This is a genomic window from Paenarthrobacter sp. E2MeOHC11 (genome assembly GCF_058744955.1).
Genome location: NZ_CP196673.1, coordinates 3,116,961 through 3,143,524, shown reverse-complemented (window position 1 = coordinate 3,143,524; position 26,564 = coordinate 3,116,961). Strand labels below are relative to the sequence as shown.

Annotated in this window: 21 protein-coding genes; 8 read left to right on the top strand and 13 right to left on the bottom strand. The window is 62.8% G+C overall.

All coding sequences use genetic code 11. The features are described from left to right. Position 1 precedes the first annotated feature (1 nt). Together ACSSVG_RS14730 and ACSSVG_RS14725 are read right to left on the bottom strand one after the other, a co-directional pair. Positions 2-763, bottom strand: a complete 762-nt coding sequence (locus tag ACSSVG_RS14730) for an aspartate/glutamate racemase family protein (protein ID WP_492415356.1) — start codon at positions 761-763, stop codon at positions 2-4. A gap of 94 nt (positions 764-857) precedes the next feature. Further along, positions 858-2,423: an NCS1 family nucleobase:cation symporter-1 gene (locus tag ACSSVG_RS14725; protein WP_492415354.1), complete on the bottom strand. Its 1,566-nt coding sequence runs from the start codon at positions 2,421-2,423 to the stop codon at positions 858-860. 291 nt (positions 2,424-2,714) lie between these two features. Between ACSSVG_RS14725 and aceE the strand changes: the two genes are divergently transcribed. Beyond that, entirely contained in the window at positions 2,715-5,489 is a 2,775-nt protein-coding gene (aceE, locus tag ACSSVG_RS14720; RefSeq protein ID WP_492415352.1) for a pyruvate dehydrogenase (acetyl-transferring), homodimeric type, read from the top strand. Positions 5,490-5,579: 90 nt separating this feature from the next. Here aceE and ACSSVG_RS14715 read toward each other — a convergent pair whose 3' ends face one another. Then, positions 5,580-5,771: a YegP family protein gene (locus tag ACSSVG_RS14715; protein ID WP_044569301.1), complete on the bottom strand. Its 192-nt coding sequence runs from the start codon at positions 5,769-5,771 to the stop codon at positions 5,580-5,582. Between the two features lie 159 nt (positions 5,772-5,930). On the opposite strand from ACSSVG_RS14715, the gene nboR reads away from it, so the two are divergent. Next, positions 5,931-6,569 carry a nicotine blue oxidoreductase gene (gene nboR / locus ACSSVG_RS14710; RefSeq protein WP_492415351.1) on the top strand — a complete coding sequence of 213 codons (639 nt, stop codon included), beginning with the start codon at positions 5,931-5,933 and terminating at the stop codon, positions 6,567-6,569. 21 nt (positions 6,570-6,590) lie between these two features. Continuing rightward, a complete protein-coding gene (locus tag ACSSVG_RS14705; RefSeq protein WP_492415349.1) occupies positions 6,591-7,058 on the top strand; it encodes a GNAT family N-acetyltransferase in 468 nt (155 codons plus the stop codon). Positions 7,059-7,115: 57 nt separating this feature from the next. Here the strand turns inward: ACSSVG_RS14705 and ACSSVG_RS14700 are convergent, their stop codons facing one another. From ACSSVG_RS14700 to ACSSVG_RS14680, 5 genes are all read right to left on the bottom strand, one after another. Then, positions 7,116-9,938: a molybdopterin-dependent oxidoreductase gene (locus tag ACSSVG_RS14700; RefSeq protein ID WP_492415347.1), complete on the bottom strand. Its 2,823-nt coding sequence runs from the start codon at positions 9,936-9,938 to the stop codon at positions 7,116-7,118. After that, entirely contained in the window at positions 9,928-10,866 is a 939-nt protein-coding gene (locus ACSSVG_RS14695; protein WP_492415345.1) for an FAD binding domain-containing protein, read from the bottom strand. The genes ACSSVG_RS14700 and ACSSVG_RS14695 overlap by 11 nt, the downstream gene beginning before the upstream one ends. Beyond that, entirely contained in the window at positions 10,857-12,161 is a 1,305-nt protein-coding gene (locus tag ACSSVG_RS14690) for an XdhC family protein (RefSeq protein ID WP_253469081.1), read from the bottom strand. The genes ACSSVG_RS14695 and ACSSVG_RS14690 overlap by 10 nt, the downstream gene beginning before the upstream one ends. A gap of 345 nt (positions 12,162-12,506) precedes the next feature. Continuing rightward, a complete protein-coding gene (locus ACSSVG_RS14685) occupies positions 12,507-14,063 on the bottom strand; it encodes an NCS2 family permease (RefSeq protein WP_492415342.1) in 1,557 nt (518 codons plus the stop codon). 15 nt (positions 14,064-14,078) lie between these two features. Next, on the bottom strand, positions 14,079-14,573 hold the full coding sequence (locus tag ACSSVG_RS14680) for a nucleoside deaminase (protein ID WP_017200639.1): 495 nt from the start codon (positions 14,571-14,573) through the stop codon (positions 14,079-14,081). A gap of 412 nt (positions 14,574-14,985) precedes the next feature. Between ACSSVG_RS14680 and ACSSVG_RS14675 the strand changes: the two genes are divergently transcribed. Continuing rightward, a complete protein-coding gene (locus tag ACSSVG_RS14675; RefSeq protein WP_492415340.1) occupies positions 14,986-16,329 on the top strand; it encodes an 8-oxoguanine deaminase in 1,344 nt (447 codons plus the stop codon). Positions 16,330-16,439: 110 nt separating this feature from the next. Here the strand turns inward: ACSSVG_RS14675 and ACSSVG_RS14670 are convergent, their stop codons facing one another. Together ACSSVG_RS14670 and ACSSVG_RS14665 are read right to left on the bottom strand one after the other, a co-directional pair. Next, positions 16,440-17,492: a hypothetical protein gene (locus tag ACSSVG_RS14670; RefSeq protein WP_492415339.1), complete on the bottom strand. Its 1,053-nt coding sequence runs from the start codon at positions 17,490-17,492 to the stop codon at positions 16,440-16,442. 253 nt (positions 17,493-17,745) lie between these two features. Further along, positions 17,746-17,916: a hypothetical protein gene (locus ACSSVG_RS14665; protein ID WP_492415337.1), complete on the bottom strand. Its 171-nt coding sequence runs from the start codon at positions 17,914-17,916 to the stop codon at positions 17,746-17,748. Positions 17,917-18,415: 499 nt separating this feature from the next. Between ACSSVG_RS14665 and ACSSVG_RS14660 the strand changes: the two genes are divergently transcribed. Further along, on the top strand, positions 18,416-19,351 hold the full coding sequence (locus tag ACSSVG_RS14660) for a type IV toxin-antitoxin system AbiEi family antitoxin domain-containing protein (protein ID WP_492415335.1): 936 nt from the start codon (positions 18,416-18,418) through the stop codon (positions 19,349-19,351). Between the two features lie 185 nt (positions 19,352-19,536). On the opposite strand, the gene ACSSVG_RS14655 is transcribed toward ACSSVG_RS14660, so the two are convergent. Then, a complete protein-coding gene (locus ACSSVG_RS14655; protein WP_014922716.1) occupies positions 19,537-19,713 on the bottom strand; it encodes a hypothetical protein in 177 nt (58 codons plus the stop codon). 370 nt (positions 19,714-20,083) lie between these two features. On the opposite strand from ACSSVG_RS14655, the gene pucL reads away from it, so the two are divergent. Both pucL and ACSSVG_RS14645 read left to right on the top strand, forming a co-directional pair. Then, positions 20,084-20,998 (top strand): factor-independent urate hydroxylase, encoded by a 915-nt coding sequence (gene pucL / locus ACSSVG_RS14650; protein WP_253469093.1) that lies wholly within the window; start codon positions 20,084-20,086, stop codon positions 20,996-20,998. A gap of 178 nt (positions 20,999-21,176) precedes the next feature. Beyond that, positions 21,177-22,685, top strand: a complete 1,509-nt coding sequence (locus ACSSVG_RS14645; protein ID WP_231341605.1) for a nucleobase:cation symporter-2 family protein — start codon at positions 21,177-21,179, stop codon at positions 22,683-22,685. Positions 22,686-22,900: 215 nt separating this feature from the next. On the opposite strand, the gene ACSSVG_RS14640 is transcribed toward ACSSVG_RS14645, so the two are convergent. Both ACSSVG_RS14640 and ACSSVG_RS14635 read right to left on the bottom strand, forming a co-directional pair. After that, the gene (locus ACSSVG_RS14640) at positions 22,901-24,085 is read right to left on the bottom strand and encodes an IS30 family transposase (RefSeq protein ID WP_374110765.1); all 1,185 of its coding nucleotides are present in this window, start codon (positions 24,083-24,085) and stop codon (positions 22,901-22,903) included. Positions 24,086-24,170: 85 nt separating this feature from the next. Further along, positions 24,171-24,926, bottom strand: coding sequence for an IclR family transcriptional regulator (locus ACSSVG_RS14635; protein ID WP_159705757.1), 756 nt, complete (start codon positions 24,924-24,926; stop codon positions 24,171-24,173). A 221-nt stretch (positions 24,927-25,147) separates the two neighbouring features. On the opposite strand from ACSSVG_RS14635, the gene ACSSVG_RS14630 reads away from it, so the two are divergent. After that, positions 25,148-26,548 (top strand): NAD-dependent malic enzyme, encoded by a 1,401-nt coding sequence (locus ACSSVG_RS14630; RefSeq protein ID WP_159705759.1) that lies wholly within the window; start codon positions 25,148-25,150, stop codon positions 26,546-26,548. The last annotated feature ends 16 nt before the right edge of the window (positions 26,549-26,564 follow it).

The following is a 26,564-nucleotide window of genomic DNA, read 5'->3' as shown; positions in this document are numbered from 1 at the left end:
ATCAGTGCGCGGCTTCGGCCGGCTGGTGTGCGACGGGCTGGGCTGCAGTTATCGGCCAGCCTATGACAGTCTTCGGGCGCGGAGTGGCGTAGGTTCGGACCTTGGACGTGGACAGGCCCAGACGGACCAGGGATTCGGCAATGGTGACAGCCGCGGCCACGCCATCAACCACCGGAACACCCGTTCGCTGGCGGATTTGGTCGTCGAGTCCCGCCATCCCACCGCAGCCCAGGACGATGACCTCGGCCTTGTCTGCGTTCACTGCTTCCTCGGCCTGGCCCACAATCGCCTCAACGGCACGTTCCGGGTATTCCTCGAGCTCCAGCACGGCCATGCCACTGGCACGGACGGAGGCGCAGCGCGCGTCCAGGCCTGCAAGCTTGAGCCGGTCCTCGATAAGGGGCACCGCGCGGTCAAGCGTAGTGACCACCGAGTACTTGTGGCCCAGGAACATCGCGGTGCTTGCTGCGGCCTCGGTGATGTCGACCACCGGGACGTCCAGGAGCTCCTGGAGCCCCTCGCGGCCGTGCTCGCCGTAGCCTGCCTGGATGACGGCGTCGAACGGTTCCGGGTAGTTGACCACGGCGTCCATGACGGCGATCGCGGCGAGGTAGCTTTCGAAGTTACCCTCGCAGGAATCGGCGCCGAACCGCGGAGTGATGCCGATAATCTCCGTGCCGGGCGCTGCTGCCGCGCGGGCCTGAGCGGCGATGGAGTCGGTCATGGACTGGGTGGTGTTCACGTTTGCGACAAGGATGCGCATGGGTTTCCTCTCAACGGCAATGCCCGTCCTCCGCTGGATCCGGTTGCTGGGATCTGCTTGGCTGGAGGACGGGCGACGCCTTGATATTGGTGTGTCAGTGAGTGCTGGCGACCGCGATCGCCTCGCCGGAGACGTCCTCATGGAGCTGCTTCTTGTCAGCCACCGCGAAGAACGTGAGCGCAGCTACGCCTGCTCCGATAAACCAAGCGAACGGTGCTGCGGGTGCCAGTGCCGGAATGAAGGCGATGGCGATGGCGATCGCTGCCGCCGGGATCATTGCGATGATCGCCTTTGGGTTCACGCCCCGCTTATAGAAGTACGCACCCTTCGGGTCCTCGGTGTAGAGCTCGGGCACGTTGACCTTGCCCCGACGGACCAGCCAGTAGTCGGCCATGATCACGCCGAACAGCGGTCCAAGCAACGCACCGAGCCCGCCCAGGAAGTACACAATCACGATCGGGTTGTTGTAGAGGTTCCACGGCAGGATCACCAAGCCAATGGTGCCGCTGACCCAGGCTGCCTTGCGGAAGTTCAAGTGCCGCGGGAAGAGGTTGGTCAGCGCGTACACCGGAGCGACGAAGTTGGCCATCAGGTTCACGGCCACTGTCAGGATCAGCAGGGCGAGGCACGCCAGGACCAGCAGCAAGGTGTTCGGGATGCTCTGGACAATGTCCGAGGGGCTCTCGATGACGGTGCCATTGATTTTGTACTGTCCGCCAGCCATGACGACGACGATGGCGCCAAAGACCAGCATGTTGATGGGGATGCCCCAGAAGTTGCCCTTGACGATGGACTTCTTGGACGTGGAGGACCGCGTGAAGTCGCAGAAGTTCAGCACGAAGGTTCCGTAGATGGACACCCACAGCGCACCTCCGGCGAAGATGGTGAGCCACATTTCCCCACCTTCAAGGCCCTTGATGCCGGACCACTGGATGGCGCCACCGGCTTCGATGAACACCCACACGGCAATCGCTGCCATTGTCACCAGGATGACCGGGCCTGCGAAAGCCTCGTACTTACGGATCATCTCCATGCCGAAGCTGACGATGACCAACTGCACGATCCAGAGAGCCACGAAGGAGAACCAGCCCAGGGTGGACAGGCCAAGAATGGAGTTGCTGTCCAGGTCCTTGAGGCCAGGTGCCATGGCAACCAGCATCACCCGGAGGACCACCGAGGCCAGGTATGTCTGGATGCCGAACCATGCCACGGCAACGGCGCCGCGGACGAGGCTGGCGATCTGCGCACCCCTGATACCAAAGCTGATGCGGCTCATGACCGGGAACGGGACGCCGGTCTTCTGGCCCATGAACCCCGAGAAATTCAGGAGGGCAAAGAGCAGGATGGCACCGATTCCCAGCGCCACCAGAATCTGCCAGCCGCCCAAGCCAAGGGAGAACAGGCCGATGGCAAAGGCGTAGTTACCCAGGCTGTGGACGTCGTTGGCCCAGAGGGTAAAGATGCTGTAGCTGGTCCACTTGCGGCCCTTGGCCTTAGTGGGAGCGAGGTCGATGTTGTAAAGACTGGGGCTGATGGTACGGCCTGATGCTTCGGAAGCAATAGCGCAGAGGTCCGTGTTGCCCACGGCCGGGTGGTTGGGGCCACCTGCTGGTGCGTCTCCCGGAGTACCAGTGACGCCGACTGATGAAGTCGTCTGCATCGTGGATCTCCACTTCGTACTGATTCCACATTGCGGAATCAAGTTATTGAATAGTGAAAACACTCTATGACGCAGGTCACTCGCCGTCAAGGTGTCACGAATGTAGGCAGGGTCACATTCGGTTGCTTGGCCGACGGTTTCCCAGTTGACTGTTTCGGTTACGCAATCCGTGTTGACGCTGCCGATCCGCAGACGTAATCTCGAATTGCAGAATTTTATTCTCACAATACGAAATTCCTTGAGCGCCCCCACAGAGCAAGCGCCCAGACATTCAATGAAGAGAGGTTGGACGTGGCTGCAGGAGAAGAGACCTCACACATCCTCAGCGGGTTGACTGCCCAGCTGCCTGATCGTGATCCGGAAGAGACCGCGGAGTGGATTGAGTCCCTTGATGCGTTGATCGCGGAGCAGGGTACCGAGCGTGCCCAGTACATTATGCGTTCGTTGTTGCAGCGTGCTGGTGCCCGGTCGGTGGGTGTGCCGATGGTGACGACCACTGATTATGTGAACACGATCCCGGTGGACCAGGAAGCGCCGTTCCCGGGGAACGAGGAGTTCGAGCGCCGGTATCGTGCGTACATGCGGTGGAACGCTGCGGTGATGGTGCATCGTGCGCAGCGTTCCGATATTGGGGTGGGCGGGCATATTTCCACGTATGCCGGTGCCGCGACCCTGTACGAGGTGGGCTTCAACCACTTCTTCCGCGGTAAGGACCACCCCTCGGGTGGGGACCAGGTGTTCTTCCAGGGCCATGCGTCCCCGGGTATGTACGCCAGGGCGTTCATGGAAGGCCGCCTGACGGAGGAGGATTTGGACGGGTTCCGTCAGGAGAAGTCCAAAGAGGGCCATGCCCTGTCCTCGTACCCGCACCCGCGCCTGATGCCGGACTTCTGGGAGTTCCCGACCGTGTCGATGGGTATCGGCCCGATGAACGCGATCTACCAGGCCCAGTCCAACCGGTATTTGCAGAACCGTGGCATCAAGGACACCTCCGACCAGCAGGTCTGGGCGTTCCTGGGTGACGGGGAAATGGACGAGCCCGAGTCCCGTGGCCTGCTCCAGCTCGCCGCGAACGAGAACCTGGACAACCTGAACTTCGTGATCAACTGCAACCTCCAGCGCCTGGACGGACCGGTCCGCGGCAACGGCAAGATCATGCAGGAACTCGAGGCGTTCTTCCGCGGTGCGGGCTGGAACGTGATCAAGGTCGTCTGGGGCCGGGAATGGGACACCCTCCTGGAGAACGACGCCGACGGGGCGTTGGTGAAGATCATGAACGAAACCCCCGATGGTGACTACCAGACCTACAAGGCCGAGTCCGGCGGGTTCGTCCGTGAACACTTCTTCGGTAAGTCCCCGCAGACCAAGGACATGGTCGCGGATTTGGACGACGAGCAGATCTGGGGCCTCAAACGCGGCGGGCACGACTACCGCAAGGTCTACGCCGCGTACAAGGCAGCGACCGAATTCAAGGGCAAACCCACGGTCATCCTGGCCAAAACGGTCAAGGGCTACGGCCTGGGCCCGCACTTCGAGGGCCGCAACGCGACCCACCAGATGAAGAAACTGACCATGGAAGACCTCAAAGCCTTCCGTGACCACCTGCGCATCCCCATCAGCGATGACCAACTCGACGCGGACCTCTACCGGCCCCCGTACTACCACCCCGGCATGGACGCCCCGGAAATCAAATACCTCATGGACCGCCGGGCAGAACTGGGCGGGTTCGTCCCCGAACGCCGCCGCAAACACACCGACGTGGTCCTCCCGGACGCGAAGTCCTACGACGTCGCCAAACGCGGGTCCGGGAAACAACAAGCCGCGACCACCATGGCCTTCGTCCGTTTGTTGAAGGACCTCATGCGGGACAAAAACTTCGGCGCCCGCTTCGTGCCCGTCGTCCCGGACGAATCCCGCACCTTCGGCATGGACGCGTTCTTCCCGACCGCGAAAATCTACAACCCCAAAGGCCAGAACTACCTCTCCGTGGACCGCGACCTCGTCCTGGCCTACAAAGAATCACCCGCAGGCCAACTGATCCACCCCGGCATCAACGAAGCCGGCGCCGTCGCAGCGTTCACCGCCGCCGGCACCGCCTACGCCACCCACGGCGAACCCCTGGTCCCGATCTACGTGTTCTACTCCATGTTCGGCTTCCAACGCACCGGGGACTCCTTCTGGGCCGCCGCGGACCAAATGACCCGCGGCTTCATCATCGGCGCCACCGCAGGACGGACCACCCTCACCGGCGAAGGACTCCAACACGCCGACGGACACTCCCCCATCCTGGCCTCCACCAACCCCGCCGTGAAAACCTACGACCCCGCCTACGGCTACGAAATCGGCCACATCATCCGCCACGGCCTCGAACAAATGTACGGACCCGACGCTGACGCGCAAGGAACCAGAACTGCGTCAGATAAAAACGTGATGTACTACCTCACCGTCTACAACGAACCCATCACCCAACCCGCCGAACCCGAAAACCTCGACATCAACGGACTCCTCAAAGGCATCTACCGCCTCGCCGAAGCCCCCACAGGAGACCCGAACCGCCCGACAGCGAACATCCTCGCCTCCGGCGTGTCCGTCCCCTGGGCCCTCGAAGCCGCCCGGATCCTCAACGACGACTGGAACGTCGCCGCCGATATCTGGTCCGTGACCTCCTGGAACGAACTCCGACGCGACGGACTCGCCGCCGAAGAACACGCCTTCCTCAACCCCGGCCAACCCGCCCGCACCCCGTTCATCACCGAACAACTCGCAGGCACCACCGGACCCGTCATCGCCGTGTCCGACTACATGAAAGCCGTCCCCGACCAAATCCGCCAATTCATCCCCAACGACTTCGCCTCCCTCGGAGCAGACGGCTTCGGCTTCTCCGACACCCGCCAAGCCGCCCGCCGCTACTTCAAAAACGACACCCACTCCATCGTCGCCAAAACCCTGCAGTTGCTGGCGGCGAGGGGCGAGGTAGAGGAGGGCGCGCCGTCGTACGCGATTGACCGCTACAAGCTGCTCGACGTGAACGCCGGCACCACAGGCGGCGCAGGCGGCGACGCCTAACAACCCGCACAAACAAACAGTTGGCGGCAGTGTTCGTGATGAACACTGCCGCCAACTGTCATTTTGCTGGGTTTCGCGGAACCGCGTGCACTAGGTGCCCAGGTTCCGCCTGTCGACGACAAAGCCTGTTGCCGCATTTTCGCGGACTGCGTTGATACCGGCCACAACGGCCTTCAAATTCGGAAACTGTGGCGACACTGCCACAACCGTGCCGTCTTCGGCAGTGAGCCGAAATCGGAATGAGTTGGTACCTGCTTTGAGAATTTCGAAACTGCCCGCCATTTTCCCCTGTTCCTTACGCGTCGCTGCGTACACGAGCTGACTTCATAACTCCCCACCGACCCTAACGGCCATTTCCGACCACCAAAAGCCCTACTGATGGGTAATTTACAACCGATATCGGTAGATCTCTTTGAAAGCAACCGAGGAGCTACAGACCGCATGGAACCCCGCGCGTATCGTGAGGATATGACTGACTCCGGCATGGCCCCTGTTACGGGCGTGCTGCTCGCTGCGGGCGCCGGCACGCGCCTGGGCCGTGGCCCCAAGGCGCTGCTCCCCTTCCGTGGGCGCACGCTGGTGGAAGTGTTGGCCGATACCCTGTTCGACGGCGGCTGCCGCGAAGTGGTGGTGGTGCTCGGGGCCGAGGCGGACCGTGTTCGAAGCGTCACGGATCTTGGTTCGCACGTGGTGGTTGAGAACGAAGCTTGGGGCAAAGGCATGGCTGGATCGTTCCGGGCGGGCATCGAAGCCGCCGCCCCCGGCAACAGCATCATGGTTGCACTGGTGGACCAACCCGGTTTGACCCCGACGGCGGTGAGCAGGCTGCTGGGCAGCCACCGTCCCGGCCGGGTCACCGCAGCTGCCTACCCTGACGAGTCAGGCCACCTGAAGCGTCGGCACCCGGTGATTTTCGACGTCGGGCTTCGCGAACAGGCCGCGGAAGCGGCCAATGGCGACACGGGCGCGCGTTCGTTCCTCAAGGCGCATCCGGGCCTGGTGGACCTGGTGGATTGCAGCGACCTCTGCTCGGGCGCGGACCTGGACACGAAGGATCAGCTGCATCTTCTGGACGGTTAGCAGCGCGGTAAATTAGGGTCCATGATCCGCATCGCACTCGACGATCCCGCACGCCCCGATGTCCACCAGCTCCTCAGCGAACACTTGGCCGACATGTTCGCCACATCGCCCGCGGAAAGCGTGCATGCCTTGGACCACTCGGCGTTGTCGCACGAGTCGATCACGTTTTGGACAGCCCGCGAGGACGGGGTTTTGTTGGGATGCGGTGCGTTGAAGACGCTCTCCAGCGGGCATGCAGAGATCAAGTCCATGCGCACCACGGCCAACGCCCGTGGACGCGGCGTGGCAACCCTGCTGCTTGAGCACATCGTGGCCGAAGCCCGGAGTCGCAGCTTGGAACGCCTCAGCCTGGAAACGGGGACCGAGGATTACTTCGCACCCGCCCGCCGACTGTATGCGCGGCACGGCTTCACCGAGTGCCCGCCGTTTGCCGACTACACCCTGGACCCGAACAGCGTGTTCATGGAGCTCCCCGTCTCACCCAAGTAGGTAGCAGACCAGGCCGTAATGAGGGCTCAAAACGGCCTGATCTGCGACTCGGTTGGGTTAGACGGGCGCCGTGGTGCGGTCGCGGAGGGCCAGGTAGATCTTGTCCCGCGCGATGGGCAGCTCTCCGAAACGGATGCCGGTTGCGTTGCGGATCGCGTTGGCCAACGCAGGGGCGACGGGGTTGAAGGGGCTCTCGCTCATGGACTTGGCGCCCAGCGGGCCAGTGGAGTCGTTGGTCTTGGCGAAATACACCTCGCTGCGGGGCACGTCCGCGAACGACGGAATATGGTACTGACGCAGGATGTCCGTGGTGACCCGTCCGGCGTCGTCCACTTTCACTTCCTCGTACAGCACCGCACCGAGCGCCTGCGCAATGCCACCCTCAATCTGTCCACGGCACTGTCGCGGGTTCACCACCACACCGGCGTCCGCCGCCTGCACACTCTGCAGGATCCGCAGCTCACCGGTACCCGTATTGACGGCAACGCGGAAGCCATGCACGTTGAATGCCACGGAACGCGGCGTTCCTCCCCAGTTGCCATCGGTGGCGAGCCGGACGCCTTGCAGCCTGGCGGCGTCGACAATTTCCGTCAGCGTCACCCTGCGATCTCCGCACTCAACGGCTCCGTCCACCAAACGGCAATCCGCCAAGGCCGCTCCCGTCAGCGAAGAGGCGACCGTTTGGATCCGGGTGGCGAGTTCCAGCGCTGCTCCGAGTGTCGCCTTGCCTGCCACCACGGTTCCAGCCGAGCCGAACGCGCCGGTGTCGTGCTCCAAGAGGTCGGTATCGGACTGGCGAACGGTCACCTTGGAAGCTGCTGTCGCCAGCGCAGTGGCAGCCAGCTGCGCATGCACAGTGGTGGTGCCGTTCCCGAATTCCGCAGTACCGACGTCGACGGCGAACCTTCCGTCCGCTTCCAGGCTCACCCGGGTGTGGGCGAAGTGGCCGCGGGGTGGGACGGTGTCGATCATGGAGAGCGCGGAACCTTCGCCAACGACCCATTCGGGGCCAAGGTCATCGAGCCCGGCAGCACGGTAGCGTTCCTTGCCACGATCCAGGGCATCGCGCACCAAGGCCACGCATTGGTCCAGTCCGTAGCTTCCGTAGTGAACGTCTTCCTCGGGCTCCGGCGTAGTGGACAGCATGTGGTCACCGGGCCGGACCATGTTCTTGAGCCGGAACTCCAAGGGATCCATGCCAATGCCAACGGCAAGCTCATCAATGGCCGACTCGATCGCGAAGATCATCTGGCTCAGCCCATAGCCGCGGAAGGCGCCGGCGGGAACGGTGTTGGTGTAGACGGCGTGGGCGTCAACTTTCTTGTTGACGCATTTGTAGACCGCCAGGGACTCGCCGCAGCCATGGAACATGACGCCGGGAGCATGGTTTCCGTAGGCGCCGGTGTTGGTGAGGACGTCCAGCTGCAGCGCAGTGAGGTAGCCGTCCCTGCTGGCACCCGCCTTGAGCTTGATAGTGAACGGGTGACGGGTCGTTGTGGCGGTGAACTGCTCGGTACGGGTGAACTCGAGCTGCACTGGCCGGCGGAGCTTCAGCGCGGCCAAGGCCACCAGGTCCTCGGTGAGGACTTCCTGCTTCCCACCAAAACCACCGCCAACCCTCCCGGCCACAACGCGGACGGTCTCCGGCGGCAGATTGAACAACCGGCTCAACGTCCGCTTCACCAGGAAGGGAACCTGTGTGGACGAACGGACAATCAGCCTGCCGTCCTCATCCAACCAAGCGATGGACGCGTGAGTTTCCATGGCCACGTGCTGCACCCGCTGAGTCTGGTAGGTGTGCTCGTGGATGAAGTCGGCGGCCGCGAAGCCATCTGCAACACTGCCTAGCTCGGCATGCACTTCCGCCACCACGTTGTGATGCGGCCTGGAGATCCGGGACGCTTCACCGTCCTTCTCACCGTGAATCGCGGGAGCGCCGGGAAGGATGGCTTCCTGGGGAGTGAACACCGGCGCCAGGAGTTCGTACTGAACAGCCAGCGCACGGGCACCGGCCTCGGCCGCACCCACCGAATCGGCCACGACGGCCGCAACCCGCTGCCCGATGAAACGGACCACGTTGTCCAGCACGCGGGTGTCGTCGGGGTCATCGGTGAAGTTCTCGTGCTGGGCTGTGGAGAACAACTGCTGCGGTGCGTCCTCGTGCGTGAACACAGCGACGACACCCGGCACGGCCAGTGCCGGAGCCTTGTCGATGGACACAATCCGGGCGTGCGCATGCGGCGAACGCAGGAGCTTCAAATGCAACAAACCAGGGAGCTGCTCCGCTGGAACATCCAGGGCGTACCTGGCAGTTCCGGTCACCACGGCGTTGCTGGCGAGGGCGGGGACGTTGTCGCCGAGCTGGCCGGGAGTGGCTTCCACGGCGGGGGTTCCCGCAGCGCCAGGGGACTGAGCCCCGGAAACATCGGCTCCGGCGTCGTGCTGGTGATCGCTTCCGTGACCACAAACCGCATCCGCGATGGAGCGGTAACCCGTGCAGCGGCAGAGATTGCCCTTGAGGTTTCGGGGCAGGTTGGCACGTTGCTCGTCGTCGAACGTGGCGGCCGTCATCATCATTCCGGCGGTGCAGAATCCGCACTGGAAGCCCTGTCCTTCGCTGAACTGTTCCTGCACAGGGTGGAGTTGCCCGTCCTTGGACAGGCCTTCGATGGTGGTGACGGCTTTGCCCTCGGCACGGACGGCCGGGTAGATGCAGCTGTGCACGGGCGTGCCGTCAACGTGGACGGTGCAGGCTCCACAGTCGCCGCCGTCGCAGCCTTTCTTGACGCCGAAGTTGCCCTCTTCGCGGAGGAACGTGCGGAGGCATTGTCCGGGGCGGGGTGTGGCCTGCGAGGCAGTTCCGTTGATCTCAATTGCCATTCGGGGCCTCCTTCTGCTGGGTGTTGGATGGTGCGGGCTGCGTGGATGGCTGGGGCGAGGTGTTGTGTGGCGGCCAGAAATCGCCGGACACGGTCATTGACTCGCCCAGCAGCTCTGCCCGGATCTCCTCGGCCAGCTTGAACGTCATGTCGCGACGCCACGCCGGGAGGCCGTGGATGTCGTCGTGGTACAGGGGCCAGGGAATGGAATCGCCGACGGCGTCAGCCAGCGTCCCGGCGTCGGGAACCTGCCCGGCGGGGAACCGCAGCTGCACTGGCCTTTTGGTGGAGGCGGTCACGGTGATGACCAAGCTGCCGTCGGGGTCGAGCCGGCCGATCAGCAGAACGCCGGAGCGGCCGAGGTTGCTCAACGACAGCCGCCGGAAGGCGACGCGGGCTGAAAGCGCGTGTGCCGGCAGGTGGATGCTGCGCAGCAACTCCCCCGGCACCAGGACGGTCTGCATATCTCCCGTCACAAAGTCGCTCACTGGGACGGTGCGGCTGGTGCCGTCCGGGCTGAGGATGGTCCCCACTCCGTCGAGTCCGGCGCACAACGATGTCATGGGCCCGGCCGGCAGGCCGGTGCATAGGTTGCCACCCACGGTGGACATGTTCCAGATCTTGAAGGATGCCACGAAGGAGTCACAACAAGGGCGGATCAGTGCAAGGCCAGGCCATTCGCGGCTTGCTGCCTCGGCGGTCTGCGGAAGGGCGTAGAGCTCGGCCACAGTACACGTAGCTGCAAGCTCGATGCCCGCGCCTGTCACGGTGATTGCGGGCCAGTTGGCTTCTCCGAGATCCAGGAGGCGCTTGAGAACCGTGCTTCCGTAGGAGAAGAGGACGGTACCTCCCGCCAACCAGGCATCGCCGTCCCGCCAAAGTGCCGGATCCGTGGTGGGCACCACGGCCTCGATGGTGTTCATGTCCATGGGTCCTCCTGAGTGAGGGATTGGGGTACTGGGTGAATCGGCGCCGGATGAATGGGGCCCGTGCTGTCCTTGAGGGAGGGGAACCCGCTGGACTTATCGCCGCCGCCGGCTGGGACGGCCGTTACGCGCTCCGCAATGATCTCCGCCGTGATGGAGACCGCTACTTCCGCGGGAGTCACAGCGCCGAGGTTCAACCCGATCGGTGAGTGCAGGCGTTCAAGTGCCTCCGGAGTTGTCCCGGCTTCAAGCAGCGCATCAACTCGTTGACGATGGCTGCGACGGGATCCCATCGCACCGACGTACGCCAGGTTGAAGCGCAAGGCCGTTTCCAGCAGCGGGATGTCGAACTTGGGGTCGTGGGTCAGGACGCACACCACTGTCCGGTTGTCGATGCGGCGTGCTGCTGCCTCGGTTTCCAGGTAGCGATGCGGCCAGTCGGTGACCACCTGATCGGCTCCGGCGAAGCGGCCCTGCTGCGCGAAGGCGGGCCGGGCATCGCAGAGGGTGACGTTGTAGCCGAGAAGTTGTCCGGCGGGGAGCAACGCTGCGCCGAAGTCGTTGGCACCAAAGATGAGCATCCGTGCGGCAGGCAAGCGGCTTTCGACGAACAAGGTGATGGGCTCTGGCTGGGTATCTTCTTCCTGGCTCTCGGCAGCCCACCTGTCGGTAGTGACCCAGCCATCGATGCAGCCCTCCGGCGGCGCGAGCCGGACCAACCCGGCACGTCCACCCTGGAGCAGCGGCTCCACTTGGGCGGCCGCTGCAAAGAGAGTGGCAGGGTGGTCGCCCACCAGCTTGGCCAGCTCCTCAGATTCCATGGCGCGGAACCGCACAGGATCGTTGACGACAACTACTCCTCCACCGGCACCGAGCCTGCGGATAAGTGCCATGGAGGCTGGGGCTTCCGCGTTGTGTGCTGTGGAGGATCGGCCTTGGAAGGATGAAAGCCCAGTGAAAACAGAAAGCTCCGCAGAGCCGGCTCCCAGTGGCTGGATGTGGACTTCCAGCTCTCCCCCGCAGGTGAGTCCGACGGCGAACGCGTCCTCGGCACTGTAGCCGAACGACTCCAGGCGCGGGCCGCCGTCGCGCATTGCTTCCAGCGCCGCCTCCACGACGGCGCCTTCGACGCAACCTCCGGACAAGCTACCCAGGATTTCGCCGTGTTCGGAAACCATCATGGAGGTTCCCATGGGCCGTGGCACGGAGCCACCAGTCCCTACGATCGTGGCCACGGCACACAGTTGGCCAGAGACCGCAGGCCGCCAGCTGCCCAAAGAAGGCATCAGATCCAGCATGGCAACACATCCTTATTCCAGGTGTCCCAACCGGGTGGCCCGGCCGGAGCAGTGCGCGATCTTGCCTCATATTCTCATTTCCAGAGGTTGTTGAGGGGAAGTCGCGGCTAAGTCAGTAAGAGTTCAATGGGTAAGAGTTCATAGGAACGGGGGCAAGGGCTTCATCTCCCTGCCCCCGTTCCCTGACGGAGCGTCGGTGCCCGTCCCTGAATCATCAGGGCCGCCGCCCGCCGTCGTGCCTGTTTGAAAGGGACGACGACGGCGGACGCCTATTCGTGCGGTGGGTTCCGACGGACCGTCGATCGGAGTGCCGGATGACCCGCCGGCACGGGGTGGGGCTCCGGGTCAGACACCCATCAGGGCGTTGATTGGGCCGCGGGCGAAGTAGATGATGAAGCCTGCCGTGACCACCCACATGAGCGGGTGGACCTTCCTGGCCTTGCCCGACGCCGCGCTGATCACCGCGAAGGAGATGAAGCCGACGCCGATGCCGTTGGCGATGGAGTAGGTCAACGGCATGGTCACGATGGTCAGGAACGCAGGGAGTGCGATGGAGAACTTGGTGAACTTGATCTCCCGGATCTGGGCCATCATCATTGCGCCCACCACCACCAGTGCTGCAGCAGCTACTTCCAGCGGCACCACCGAGGTGAGCGGGGTGAAGAACATCGAGCCCAGGAACAGGAGGCCGGTGACCACGGAGGCCAGGCCGGTGCGTGCGCCCTCACCTATGCCGGCTGCGGAGTCGATGTACACCGTGTTGGACGAACCGGAGGTTGCGCCACCCACCACTGCGCCCATGCCTTCAACGATGAAGGCCGACTTCAGCTTGGGGAACGTGCCGTCCTTGTGTGCCACGCCTGCGCTCTTGGCCAGGCCCGTCATGGTGCCCATGGCGTCGAAGAAGTTGGTGAACACCAGGGTGAAGACCAGCATCGTCGCGGCCAATCCGCCGATCCGGGCGAACGAACCGAAGAGATCGAACTGGCCCACCAGGCTCAGGTCCGGGACCGAAACGAGTTGGCTCGACAGGATGGGGACGTTGAGGTGCCAACCGCCGGGGTTGTCGGCGCTGCCGGGACCGATGTGGAACACTGCCTCGACAACTGCGGCGAGGACGGTGGTGGCGACGATGCCGATCAGCAGGCCGCCCTGGATCTTGCGTGCCACGAGGATGCCCATGGTCAGCAGTCCGACGATAAAGACGAGGGTGGGGATGGAGGTGATGGAGCCGTTGTCTCCGAGCTGGACCGGCGGGCCGCCCGTGGTGGCGCGAACAAAACCTGAGTCGACGAAGCCGATGAAGGCAATGAACAAGCCGATGCCCACGGTGATGGCAGCCTTAAGTTCCTTGGGGACTGCCTTGAAGATCGCCGTTCTGGCACCGGTGGCGCCGAAGAGGACAATCAGGATGCCGTTGATGACCACCAGGCCCATGGCTTCTGGCCACGTGACCTCCTGGATCACCGCGACGGCGAGGAAGGAGTTGATGCCCAGGCCGGCAGCAAGGCCGAAGGGCAGGTTGGCCACGAGGCCGAAAACGATGGTCATGACGCCGGCGGTGAGACCCGTAACGGCACCCACCTGCGCTGCGGAAAGCCAGCCGCCCGCGACATCAACCGGAGCGTTGTCCGCCGAGAAACCACCCAGGATGAGCGGGTTCAGGATGACGATGTACGCCATGGTGAAGAAGGTGACCAGGCCGCCGCGGAATTCACGGGCCAACGTGGAGCCACGCTTGGAGATCTGGAAGAACTTGTCCAGGAAGGAAGTTGACACCGGGGGCTTCTTGTTGCCATCTGCCAGGCCGGTTGCCGTGTGCTTTGCCGCTGTGGGCTCTGCGCCGTCTCCTTGGGGAAAGAGCGCAGCCTGCTTCTCAGCGGAATTATCCAGGATTGTCATGTCAGCCACCGGGCCCTAGTAGTCAATCCTGGAATCGAGCGTGTTCCATGTGTTGAACGGCTGGAGGGCCGCCGGAGCCTGGGGGTCGCCCAGTTCCAGCTTGGCTACCGGCATCAGCGCGTCCCGGTTGTCGTTCTCGAAGTACTCGTAGAAGACGGCGTCGTCGAAGCCGACGGATGCGGCGTCGTGACGGTCTGCGGCAAAGAACACGCGGTCAACGCGTGCCCAGAGTGCGGAGGCCAGGCACATGGGGCATGGCTCGCAGCTGGTGTAGAGGGTTGCACCGCTCAGATCGAAGGTTCCCAGTTCGCGGCAGGCGTTACGGATGGCCGTGACTTCTGCATGTGCGGTGGGATCGTTCGTGGCGGTAACGCGGTTGACGCCTTCGAAGGCTCGTCCGTCCGCGGTGACAATGACGGCGCCGAAGGGGCCACCACTGTTGAGGACATTGGCTGTTGCCAGCTCAATGGATGTGGCCAGGAATTGCTCGGCCGTGACGGTTGTACTCATGTTGCGACTTCCTTAGTGCTGAGGAAGCCAGGTGACCTGTTTGGGGGCGCTACAGAGAAGAGCTCCAGTTAGCTTGGTTACCAGGCTTCAGCATGTGCGATGAAGGTTAAGTTGCGCCTGGTAGATAGCTTCCCGAGGTCCGGGTGCCCGCCTTTGGCAGTTAGAGCGTAGCACCGGGTTTGTGAGCCGCGCCATAGTTTTTTGAAAATTTAATTTCGTCATGCGAAATTACATTTACCGGCTGGATGCTGGCCGAATGTGACTGTGGGCGCCCGGCGGGCGTTGACTGCCGCCGTCGAGCATTCTACGCTTTTCGGACTGGGCCGTGTTCTGACGGCCCGGCAACCTGGATCAGCAGACAGGGCCTAACTGAGCTGGAACGCGTACACGCCGACCAGACAAGGAACCTGTTATGACCCGTCTTTGGATCAAGAATCCGCTGGGAATTTTCACCGCAAACGACCTCGACGCCGGTGGCGGCCTGGTGGTTTTCGACGGGAAAATCGTAGAGCTGGTACCTTCGGGCGGGCAGCCCTCTTCTCCCGCCACCGTTTTTGACGCCTCCTCCCACGTGGTTCTCCCCGGGCTCATCAATACGCACCACCACTTCTACCAAACCCTCACCCGCGCGTGGGGACCCGTGGCCAATGCACCGTTGTTCCCGTGGCTCCAGAATCTCTACCCCGTGTGGGCACGGTTGACGCCCCGCAGCCTCGAGCTTGCCGTGCAGGTTGCGCTGGCCGAATTGCTGCTTTCCGGCTGCACCACCGCCGCCGACCACCACTACCTCTTCCCCGACGGCATGGAAGACGCCATCGATATCGAGGTGGCGGCCGTGCGCTCCATGGGAATGCGGGCCACCTTGACCCGCGGGTCCATGACGTTGGGAGAGGACGACGGCGGGCTGCCGCCCAGGACCACGGTCCAGTCGCCCGAGGCAATTCTGGCGGACAGCGAACGGCTCATCCGCAAGTACCACGAAACCGGTGATGGGGCTGTTGTTCAGATCGCGCTTGCCCCGTGCTCACCGTTCTCGGTGACCAAGGAAATCATGGCCGAGAGCGCCGCCATGGCCGAACGCTTCGACGTCCGGCTGCACACCCACCTTGCCGAAACCATCGACGAGGAAGACTTCTGCAAATCCATGTTCGGGCTGCGGACGGTGGACTACCTGGAGTCCGTGGGCTGGTTGGGAAACCGTACCTGGCTGGGTCACGGGATCCACTTCAACGACGAGGAGATCGCCAGGCTGGGAGCCGCGGGCACCGCCGTCGCGCATTGCCCCACCTCCAACATGCGCCTGGCCTCCGGGACCGCCCGCGTCCTGGAACTTGAAGCAGCGGGAGTTCCCGTGGGGCTGGGAGTGGACGGATCGGCGTCGAACGATGCTTCGAACATGATCCTCGAGGCACGGCAGGCACTGTATCTGCAGCGACTCCGCTACGGCGCCTCCGTTCCCGTGGAGCGTGCCCTGGGCTGGGCAACGCGTGGGTCGGCTGCGGTTTTGGGTCGCTCCGACATTGGGCAGCTGGCACCCGGGCTCCAGGCGGACCTGGCCCTGTTCAAGCCTGACGAGCTGCGCTTCTCCGGCAGCCACGACCCCGTCGCTGCGTTGTTGCTGTGCGGTGCGGACCGTGCCGACCGTGTCATGGTGGGCGGGCAGTGGCGCGTGGTTGACGGTGCGATTCCGGGCTTGGACGTGGCCGGACTCATCGCTGAGCACTCGGCGGCGGCGCGGAAGTTGGTGGCGGGGTAGCTTCCGCTTGCTCTGCGCGCGAAATCGCCGGAACGCTTCCATTTCGCAAGGAACGTTCCGGCGATTTCACGGCTTTCCAGCGACTTCGTTGCCGGCGGCCGAGACGCCCTCTAGATCATGATCTTGTAAATGTGATGCGTGTACTCGTTGGCGAACGAGTCCGTGAACTTTCCGTTTTGGACAGGGATACTGCGGTTCTCGCCCACCACTTCCACCTGCGAGCCAGTGATCCCGACAGGAAGGGTGAACGTCTTCGCACCGGTCGCGCCGTTCACACCGATGCCGGCAAAGAGGTACGCGCTGCCATCCTTGGCTTTGAGCATCGTGTCCGTACCCGTGGCGCCCGCGTTCCACACATAGCTTTGCGTATTGAGGACAGGAGCGAGGGCTTGGATACCAGCGAGTGCGGCCTTGATCTTCGCCTTGCGATCAGCCGGCGCCTGGACCAGTGAATACGTCCCGAACCCTGCCTGGCCGTTGTTGTTGTGCTGGAAAATGCTGATCCCGCGCGCCTCGTGGATGATGCCGGACCACATAGCTCCCTCCATCTGTTCGGGCGTGATGGTGCGGTCATTGGAGGCATTCAGGAACGGTTTAGCCGACTCAACGAAAATCCAGTTCGGATGGATGCCAGGCGCCGACTGGAACTTCCGCATCTGGTCAATCTGCCAACCATAGGCCGCCGATGTCGCCGTCTTTGCGCCCTGCGGCCACGCCGGGGTCCGGTTCAACTCGTCCTGCAGATCCGCCCGCGTGTACATGTAGTTATCCACGGATGCCGCGTCAACGGCGGCCATGAAGTCGTCCATCAGCCCCGGTGCCCAATAAGTGCCCAGGATGCCCTTGGAGTAGTTCGCGAAAGCAAACCTGCCGTCGTTGAATCCCCGGATCTGGGCCACTTTGTTCTGCATCTGCTGAAGGTTCTGCGCGTAGGTTGAGCCGTTGCAGCCCAGCCCGAGCATGTCGCACTCGTCGTACGTGTCCCAGCCGACCACACCCGGGTTACTGCCCACTTCGGTGCGGGACCATTCCGTGCCGGCGATGACCAGCATTCCCGTATTCGTAATGGACGCCATCGTGGAGCCATCATGTTCGGCGTTCTGATAAACGTTGACCCCAATGTCCTTCAACTGGGTGGCGTGCTCAGGTTTGCCGTAATACACGCTGACCGGGAACAGGTTGGGGTTGTTGAGCTTCGCTGTGCCAGGGAACTTTGCCCAGTAAGCAGGGCCTCCATCCCACGGAACCCGCGCCAGGTTGGCGAGGCTCCCCGTGCCCGGGGTGGGGGTTGGGGTTGCCGTGGGGGTGGGTGTTGGGGTTGCGGTGGTGGCACTCGGGGTCGGGGTGGGAGTCGGCGTCGGGGTTGCAGTGCGAGTAGAAGTGGGAGTCGGCGTCGCCGTCGCAGTTGCAGTACGGCTAGACGTCGGCGTCGGGGTGGGCGTCGCAGTTGCAGTACGGGTAGACGTCGGCGTCGGGGTTGCAGTGCGAGTAGAAGTGGGAGTCGCCGTCGGGGTTGCAGTGGTAGCAGTAGGCGACGACGTGGGTGCCGTGGCGGTTGTCGTCGGTGTCGGCGTCGGCGTCGTGCACCCAGCGAGAGCCAACGCGATCACCGCCCCAAGCATTGAGACCTTGAGTTTCATGACATGTTCCTTTGGGGTAGCAGCCACACATCGGCTGCTGCGGCGCCGGATCCCCACTCCCGGCTCTTTTGTCACCCGCCGAGGCAGGGATTTTAGCCAGGGTGAACGTCCTGGCATGGCTCGATGACGAGCGTCAGTTTTTACTCGACATGCTGCAGTGCGACGCGTGCGGGCCATATGTCCGGCGCCATCGAGCGAGCAAGCGCAACCCGTCAGTCAGGGCTGCAACGACCTTGAAGACCCAAAAGGGTGGCCGTCAGCCCAGCTTACGTGAAGCGCTCAGCACCCTGCCGATTGTTACGCAGATCACATTTTGCCGTTTCGATGCTTCGCTGCCAACCACGCCGTTCGCACGGCACAGCTTGCAGCGAGCCATCGAATCGGGCTTTTCCACATAGGGCAGCATGCTCCTGTTCGTGCCGCCACGTTCCTTCAAAGCTTGTTCCATGGCGAACAACAACAAAACAGGGCTCCCCCCAATGATGGATTTGTGGCGGACCAGCGAGCTCCATGAACTGGGGTTCAACGACAGAAGGATTGCAGCACTGGTGCAAGTCGGCGATCTGGTACGACTACGCCGGGGTTGCTACATCCGCGGCAGTACATGGGCCGCTCAAAAACCTTGGGTACGCAGCCGGCAGTTGATCGCCGCGCACGCTCACGGAACACTTACGACGTCGACTGGCGGCTTGGTCTACAGCCACACCTCGGCAGCACGCCTGCACGGACTGTTTCTCTGGGACGTGGATGACCGCGTGCACATCACAACCGATTCAAGCGCATCGCGATCGTCCCACGGCCACGACGCTGTTGCCCATGGTCGGGCCCTTGAAACCAACGAAATAATGCTTATCAACGGCATGCCTTGCACCTCCTTGGAACGAACCGTTGCTGACTGCGGCCTCTTACTGAACTACAAGCAATCCTTAGTGCTGATGGACCACGCCCTTCGAAGAGGTGCTGACGCCCACAAGCTGCAACTGATGTGCGAGTCCCTGGCCGGGCGCAACGGAGTCCTCGCCCTACGCCGGGCATTGGAGAGTGCGGACGCACGCTCCGAGTCACCAGGTGAAACCCTGACCCGCGAGTTGCTCCAGCGCTTACGGATCGATCTTCCTGAATTGCAAGTGGAGGTGTCATCACCTGAGGGTTCTCATCGACTGGATTTTGCTTGGCGGGACAAGAAGGTTGCCTTGGAGTTCGATGGGAAGGTGAAGTACTTCGACTACGCACCAACCTCCGAGGTCATCTTCAAGGAACGCCAGCGCGAAAAGGCCCTCATGGCACAGGGCTGGAAGTTCATTCGGATCAAGTGGCAGCACTTGTTTCGGGAGCAGGAGTTCAAATCAACCGTGCTTGGGGTCCTACGCAGCACCACCTAGGCAGTACCGAGGCCCCGTTTCGGGGGTTCGGTGCGTAGGACGCCGGGCGCACGGCACGTTCTGCAGCGAAGCATCGAAACGGGCAGCACACAGCGGGCCAGAAGGCACGCAAAAAGCGGGCGATACCTCCCCAGGTATCGCCCGCCTCGTTGGCTCTGTTGCGCAGAGTCCGCGCCCCCAAGTGCCTAGGGGCGCTGCCGGCCGAACACCGGGAGCGCGCGCAGCCAACGGGAGAACCCGCCGGCTTTGCGGTCACAGTCGGCCGGAATGTAGAAGTCGGGATCTGTTGCACCAAAGGGCAGGTACAGCTCCTGACCGGGCGCCGGGAATTCCACGACGTTGTTCGTATCCTTCGAGTCCATCTGTTCCTCCTCTTTCTCATGCACACAGTTTCCGCTCTTCGGAAAACTTTTATTGTTATGTGGAAAGTGTAGGCAGCTGCTAAACAACGCGTCAAGACCCCCTCCGGAGCAAAGTGAGTTGCCACGGTCACATTTGGATGGTTCATAACGATCCTCGAGAACCCATGTACATCTGCCGAAATCATGCGCTACTCTCGAATGAGTTCGTGGCGTAGGTCACGTAACCTGAGAGCAGCAGGCAGGGTCGTAATGAGCTGGCATCCATGGATGCTGGCTCTTTTTTGTTGGGTCGGCTCCACCAGAAACGCAGTGGAAACACGCGCTTAATTTCATTGATGGAACGTAGGTTCCACCTCACAGAAGTTGGGATATGACCATGAGCAACAACATCGTCCTCGGCGAAAACCAGTACGGCAAAGCAGAAGTCCGCGTCGTCAAGGTCACTCGGGATACGGACCGCCACCACATCGAAGACCTGAACGTCACCTCGCAGCTGCGCGGCGATTTCCAGGCCGCACACCTCGAAGGCGACAACGGCCACGTCGTTGCCACCGACACCCAGAAGAACACGGTCTACGCGTTCGCTCGTGAAGGCATCAACTCCCCCGAGTCCTTCCTCCTGCGCCTCGCAGACCACTTCACCGGCGGCTTCGACTGGGTCACCGGCGGCCGCTGGGAAGCCGAAGCCTACAGCTGGGATCGTATCCAGGCCCACGGCGAGGGACACGACCACAGCTTCGTCCGCAACGGGCAAGAGGTGCGTACCGCCGTCGTCGTCCGTGATGGCGCAACCACCCACCTTATTTCCGGCCTCAAGGACCTGACCGTCCTTAAGACCACGCAGTCCGGCTTCGTCGGCTACCCGCGCGACAAGTACACCACCCTGCCGGAGACCACGGACCGCATCCTGGCCACCGACGTATCCGCCCGCTGGCGCTACAACACCAACCTGGATTTCGCCGGCACGGACTTTAACAAGAGCTACGAGGACATCAAGGCACTCCTGCTTGAAGGCTTCACCGAGAACTACTCCCACGCCCTGCAGCAGACGCTGTTCGACATGGGCAAGAAGGTCCTGGAAGCACACAGCGAAGTGGACGAGATCAAGTTCTCCATGCCCAACAAGCACCACTTCCTGGTTGACCTGAGCCCGTTCGGCCTGGACAACCCCAACGAGGTCTTCTTCGCGGCCGACCGCCCGTACGGCCTCATCGAAGCCACGGTCCAGCGCGAGAACATCCCCGCTGCACCGGTTGCCTGGAGCGGCATCGCCGGCTTCTGCTAAGCCCACACCGAAACCGCACTAAACCGCACCACCAACGGGTTTGTGTGCAGGTCCCGAACAACGGCGCCCCGTCAACGCTGGATCTGCACACAAACCCGACCCCAAAAACCTAAAGATTTTGTTAGCCAGACACAGTTAGCCAGACGAAGACGTCTGCCATGAACCCAGAAAGTCTGCCATGAACATCAAAAAGAAGTCCCGCCCTGCGAATACCACCTCTTCGCAGAAGCATCAGCCGGAACGCCCCGAGGACAAGCGCCTCTCCATCGGAAGCACGTTCGCCTACGGCTTCCAGCACGTCCTCACCATGTACGGCGGAATCATTGCCCCGCCGCTGATCATTGGCGCAGCGGCCGGCATGAACTCCCAGGACATCGGCCTCCTCATCGCCGCCTGTTTGTTTGTGGGCGGGCTCGCTACCATCCTTCAGACGGTGGGCATCCCGTGGTTCGGCTCGCAACTGCCGCTGGTCCAGGGCGTCTCCTTCGCCGGCGTTTCCACCATGGTGGCGATCGTCCAGGGCGGCGGTGGAATCCAGGCGGTGTTCGGCTCCGTCATTGTGGCCTCGCTGATTGGCCTGGCGATCACTCCCCTGTTCTCCAAGATCATCAAGTTCTTCCCGCCGGTTGTTACCGGAACCGTGATCACCACCATCGGCCTGACGCTGATGCCGGTCGCTGCTAACTGGGCCATGGGCGGCAACGCCAAGGCCGACAACTACGGCAGCATGGCCAACATCGGACTCGCAGCTGCAACCATGGGCGTCGTCCTGCTCCTGAGCAAGGTGGGCAACGCCGCCATCTCCCGGCTCTCGATCCTGCTGGCCATGGTCATCGGCACCATCATCGCGTTGGTGGCCGGCATGGCCGACTTCTCCAAGGTTGGCCAGGGCGACATCGTCGCTTTCCCCACACCGTTCGCCTTCGGCGCTCCCACCTTCGAAATCGCAGCGATCATCTCCATGCTCATCGTCATCCTGGTGACCCTGACGGAGACCTCGGCGGACATCATCGCAGTGGGCGAAATCGTGGACACCAAGGTTGACTCCCGCCGCATCGGCGACGGCCTCCGCGCAGACATGCTCTCCAGCGCCATCTCCCCGCTGTTCAACTCCTTCACGCAGAGCGCCTTCGCCCAGAACGTGGGACTGGTGGCCATCACGGGCATCAAGAGCCGCTTCGTGGTCAGCGCCGGCGGTCTCATCCTGGTCATCCTCGGCCTCCTGCCGATCCTGGGCCGGGTTGTCGCAGCGGTTCCGACGCCCGTCCTGGGCGGCGCCGGCGTCGTGCTGTTCGGTACGGTTGCCGCCAGTGGTATCCGCACCCTGGCCAAGGTTGAGTACAAGAACAACATGAACCTGATCATCGTGGCTGCTTCGATCGGCTTCGGCATGATCCCCATCGCCGCCCCGAAGTTCTACGACCAGTTCCCGTCCTGGTTCGCCACGATCTTCCATTCAGGCATCAGCTCGGCAGCCGTCATGGCGATCCTGTTGAACATCCTCTTCAACCACTTCAAGGCCGGCAACTCGGACAACCAGTCCGTATTCGTCGCCGGTACTGACAGGATCGTCAGCGAAGAGGATATCAAGTGCCTGAGCGAAGGCGACCGCTTCGAGAACGGCAAGCTGATCGACGCCGACGGCAAGGAAGTCCCGCTCAAGACCTCCAGCGCGTCGGAGCACTAGCACCCTTCCGCAGATAACAGGCGGCAGTGTTTTCCTTGGGGGACACTGCCGCCTTTTGTCGCGTCGCGCGGTAGCCGCCCCGCACGGAATGTACGACGGCGGCACTCGGCTTTGAGGGCAGCCCACCTCGCGCAGGCCCACACTTGGTCTCCCGAGATAACAAAAGATGGCAATGTTCTTGGGGCAAAGTCAACTGGTGGGAGCAACGCTGGGGGTTAGGCCGCTTGTAGCAGCTGGTTTAGTCGGTTGGCTGGTGTTTCGAGGTTCAGGGTTGGTCTGGGTCGGCGGTTGAGTTTCGCTGCGACCAGGCGGAGGTCCTCGGGGGTGTGCACTGAAAGGTCGGTGCCTTTCTCGAACCAGAACCTCAGGAGCCTGTTGGTGTTCTCGTTGGTGCCGCGTTGCCAGGGTGAGTGCGGGTCGCAGAAATACAGGGTCGTTTCGAGTGCGGTTTGGATCTTCGCGTAGTCGGCCAGTTCGGTTCCGCGGTCCCAAGTGATCGAGAGTCGCAGGTGATCCGGGAGGGAAGCCATCTCCCGGATCATCGCAGCGGCAACGGTCTCCGCGGTGTGGTCCCCGGGCAGGTGCAGCAGGATCGTGAACCGGGTCGAGCGTTCCACCAACGTGCCGATCGCGGTCCCGTCGGTCCCGATGATGAGGTCCCCTTCCCAGTGGCCAGGCACTGCCCGGTCTTGGACCTCGGGCGGGCGTTGGCTGATCTTGAATGCCTCACCGTAAGGGCTGTTCTTACGGCGGTCACTGGTGTGCGGAACGCGTTGCTTGCGTTTCAGGCTGAGCTTTTCGGCCAGGTCCGCCCGCAGGTTCCCGCGGGTTTGGACATACAGCGCTTGATAGATCGTCTCGTGGCTCACCTGCATAGTCTGATCGTCGACGAAGTAGTGCGCCAACATTGAGGAGATCAATTTCGGGCTCCACCCGTCATCCATCCACACACCGATCAGCCGGCAGAGGTCCTCGTCCTGGACGAGTTTGAACGGTTTGGGCCGGCGCCTGTCCTGGTGCGCTTTGGCGTGGGCGACCGAGGCGTAATACTTCCCGTCCGCGCTTCTGTGCCGTTTCACCTCCCGCCAGACCACGGACTTATCCCGGCCAATCAATTCACCGATCTTGGCGTAACTGAGCCCCAGCAGAACACCCATCTGGATCATCCCCCGCTCGCCCAGACCCAAGGCCCGGCCAGGTCCCTCTGCCGAAGGCGCAGGATCGGCAAGACCCCCGACAGCGCCACGGTTCAACGTCATCATCAGGCCAGACTGAGCCCACCAGTTTCCCCCGGTCGCGTGCACCGCCCCGACACGCCGGGAAGCCTCAAGAACCGAGACCCCCGCACACACCAAATCAACAAACTCGGCACGCGCACCCGAAGGAAACAACTTGACCATGAAACGCTCCATCAATCAGAGCGTTGCAACGACCCTATGACTTTGCCTGGGAAACATTGCCATCAAATGCCAACTCGGCGGGACGTTAGTTCTGGTTGAGCTCCGCGGAGATCGCCCTGGCTGCTTCACGCAGCATGGGCACGGCGCGGTCGGCGAAGCTCTGGTCCACGCGGGTGATCGGCCCGGAGACAGAGATCGCGGTGGGCGTGGGAGCGTTGGGCACAGCCATCGCGAAGCAGCGGACGCCGAGCTCCTGCTCTTCCTCGTCGATGGAGTAGCCGCGTTCGCGGATGAGCTTGAGGTCCGCGAGCAGGGAGTCGATGTCACCGATGCTCTTGGCCGTGGGGGTCGGCATGCCGGTCCGGGCAACGATGCCGCGCACAACCTCGTCGTCCAGCTGGGCGAGGATGGCTTTGCCCACGCCGGTATCGTGCGTGTGGGCCCGGCGGCCCACCTCGGTGAACATGCGCATGGAGTGCATGGACGGGACCTGGGCGACATAGATGACCATGTCGGAGTCAAGGACGGCCATGTTGGAGGTCTCGCCGAGGCGTTCCACCAGGGTCTTCAACTGCGGACGGGCCACGGCACCGAGCTGCTTGCTGGCGCCTTCGCCGAGCCGGATCAGCCGGGGGCCCAGCGCGTAGCGGCGGTTGGGCAGCTGACGGATGTAGCCCAGCGATACCAACGTGCGGAGCAAGCGATGGATGGTGGGCAAGGGGAGGTCAGTGGACGACGAGAGCTCACTCAAAGTGACGTCGCCGCCTGCGTCCGTAATCAGTTCCAGCAGTTCAAAGACGCGCTCAACGGACTGCACGCCTCCGGAGGCTTTTTCAGCCATTCCCTTGTCTCCAATGACTCAGATTCCGACAACTCTTATCCGCATCGTGAAAAGAATTGCTTAGAACACCCAACATACAGCACGCCGGCAAGCTGCGCGATGACACGGAAGATGACCGGGCAGGGGGTTGTGTTTCCACTTTGTAGATAATAATATCCATAATACGAAAACATTCAGTTTGGAACGGCGGCCCGGGAACGGGCCTAACAGGAGGAATTTCAATGGCGAATCCGAGCCCCGGAAACTCGATCACCCTGCGCGTCGCCGCACCGTCGAGCTTCACCGCTACCAGCGAATTGGCAGCAGCCGTCGGCGCAGCCGGTGCAGCAATCACCGCGCTGGACGTCACGGAATCCCACCACGAGACGATCGTTGTTGACGTCACCTGCAACACGACCGACGACGACCACGCCGCCCGCGTCAAGGACGCCCTGAACGCCCTCGACGGCGTCACCGTCCAGCACGTCTCGGACCGTACCTTCCTCATGCACCTCGGCGGCAAGCTCGAGGTCGTCCCCAAGGTAGCCCTGCGCAACCGCGACGACCTCTCGCGTGCCTACACTCCCGGCGTCGCCCGTGTTTGCATGGCCATCGCAGAAGACCCGGCCGCTGCCCGCAACCTGACGGTCAAGCGCAACACCATCGCCGTCCTCACCGACGGTTCGGCCGTCCTGGGCCTGGGCAACATCGGCCCCGCCGCGGCACTGCCCGTCATGGAAGGCAAGGCTGCGCTGTTCAAGCAGTTCGCCAACGTTGACGCCTGGCCGGTCTGCCTGGACACCCAGGACACCGAAGAAATCATCATGATCGCCAAGGCCATGGCCCCCGTCTACGGCGGCATCAACCTCGAAGACATCGCTGCACCGCGCTGCTTCGAAATCGAGAACCGCCTCCGCGAAGAGCTCGACATCCCCGTCTTCCACGATGACCAGCACGGCACGGCAATCGTCACGCTCGCTGCCCTGGTCAACGCCCTCCGCGTTGTGGACAAGAAGCTCTCCGAGGTCAAGATCGTGGTTTCGGGCGTCGGCGCTGCCGGCTCCGCCATCATCCAGCTCCTCAAGGCCCAGGGCGCGCAGCACATCATCGCCGCCGGCCGCTCCGGCGCCATCCACTCCGGTGAGGAATACGGCGACGAGCACCGCAGCTGGATCGCCGCGAACACCAACGAAGAAGGCTTCTCCGGCACCCTGCACGACGCCCTCAAGGGAGCGGACGTCTTCATCGGTGTCTCCGCCCCGCACGTGATCGGCGAGGAGCAGGTCGCTTCGATGGCCGAGGACGCAATCGTGTTCGCCATGGCCAACCCGACACCGGAAATCGACCCGGTCATCGCTTCCAAGCACGCAGCCGTGGTTGCCACCGGACGCAGCGACTTCCCGAACCAGATCAACAATGTGCTGGCCTTCCCCGGCTTCTTCCGGGGCCTGCTGGACGCCGGAGCATCGGACATTACGCCGAACATGCTGGTGGCCGCCGCCGAGGCAATTGCCAACCGGGTGGCTGACGATGAGCTCAACGCGAGTTACATTATCCCCAGCGTCTTCGATCCCCATGTTGCCGCCGATGTAGCGACCGCCGTAGCCAATGCTGCGCACGCCAACGCCGCCAGCGCACTCTAGAAAAGGACACCGCCAC

Coding starts and splice junctions, on each gene's coding strand:
- ACSSVG_RS14700 (WP_492415347.1), bottom strand. CDS start 9,938: ATGGCAATTGAGATCAACGGAACTGCCTCGCAGGCCACACCCCGCCCC.
- ACSSVG_RS14635 (WP_159705757.1), bottom strand. CDS start 24,926: ATGGCTGAAAAAGCCTCCGGAGGCGTGCAGTCCGTTGAGCGCGTCTTT.
- ACSSVG_RS14695 (WP_492415345.1), bottom strand. CDS start 10,866: ATGGACATGAACACCATCGAGGCCGTGGTGCCCACCACGGATCCGGCA.
- ACSSVG_RS14630 (WP_159705759.1), top strand. CDS start 25,148: ATGGCGAATCCGAGCCCCGGAAACTCGATCACCCTGCGCGTCGCCGCA.
- ACSSVG_RS14730 (WP_492415356.1), bottom strand. CDS start 763: ATGCGCATCCTTGTCGCAAACGTGAACACCACCCAGTCCATGACCGAC.
- ACSSVG_RS14725 (WP_492415354.1), bottom strand. CDS start 2,423: ATGCAGACGACTTCATCAGTCGGCGTCACTGGTACTCCGGGAGACGCA.
- ACSSVG_RS14660 (WP_492415335.1), top strand. CDS start 18,416: ATGGCGAACAACAACAAAACAGGGCTCCCCCCAATGATGGATTTGTGG.
- ACSSVG_RS14690 (WP_253469081.1), bottom strand. CDS start 12,161: ATGCTGGATCTGATGCCTTCTTTGGGCAGCTGGCGGCCTGCGGTCTCT.
- ACSSVG_RS14675 (WP_492415340.1), top strand. CDS start 14,986: ATGACCCGTCTTTGGATCAAGAATCCGCTGGGAATTTTCACCGCAAAC.
- ACSSVG_RS14655 (WP_014922716.1), bottom strand. CDS start 19,713: ATGGACTCGAAGGATACGAACAACGTCGTGGAATTCCCGGCGCCCGGT.
- nboR (WP_492415351.1), top strand. CDS start 5,931: ATGGAACCCCGCGCGTATCGTGAGGATATGACTGACTCCGGCATGGCC.
- pucL (WP_253469093.1), top strand. CDS start 20,084: ATGACCATGAGCAACAACATCGTCCTCGGCGAAAACCAGTACGGCAAA.
- ACSSVG_RS14705 (WP_492415349.1), top strand. CDS start 6,591: ATGATCCGCATCGCACTCGACGATCCCGCACGCCCCGATGTCCACCAG.
- ACSSVG_RS14680 (WP_017200639.1), bottom strand. CDS start 14,573: ATGAGTACAACCGTCACGGCCGAGCAATTCCTGGCCACATCCATTGAG.
- ACSSVG_RS14645 (WP_231341605.1), top strand. CDS start 21,177: ATGAACATCAAAAAGAAGTCCCGCCCTGCGAATACCACCTCTTCGCAG.
- ACSSVG_RS14640 (WP_374110765.1), bottom strand. CDS start 24,085: ATGGTCAAGTTGTTTCCTTCGGGTGCGCGTGCCGAGTTTGTTGATTTG.
- ACSSVG_RS14685 (WP_492415342.1), bottom strand. CDS start 14,063: ATGACAATCCTGGATAATTCCGCTGAGAAGCAGGCTGCGCTCTTTCCC.
- ACSSVG_RS14715 (WP_044569301.1), bottom strand. CDS start 5,771: ATGGCGGGCAGTTTCGAAATTCTCAAAGCAGGTACCAACTCATTCCGA.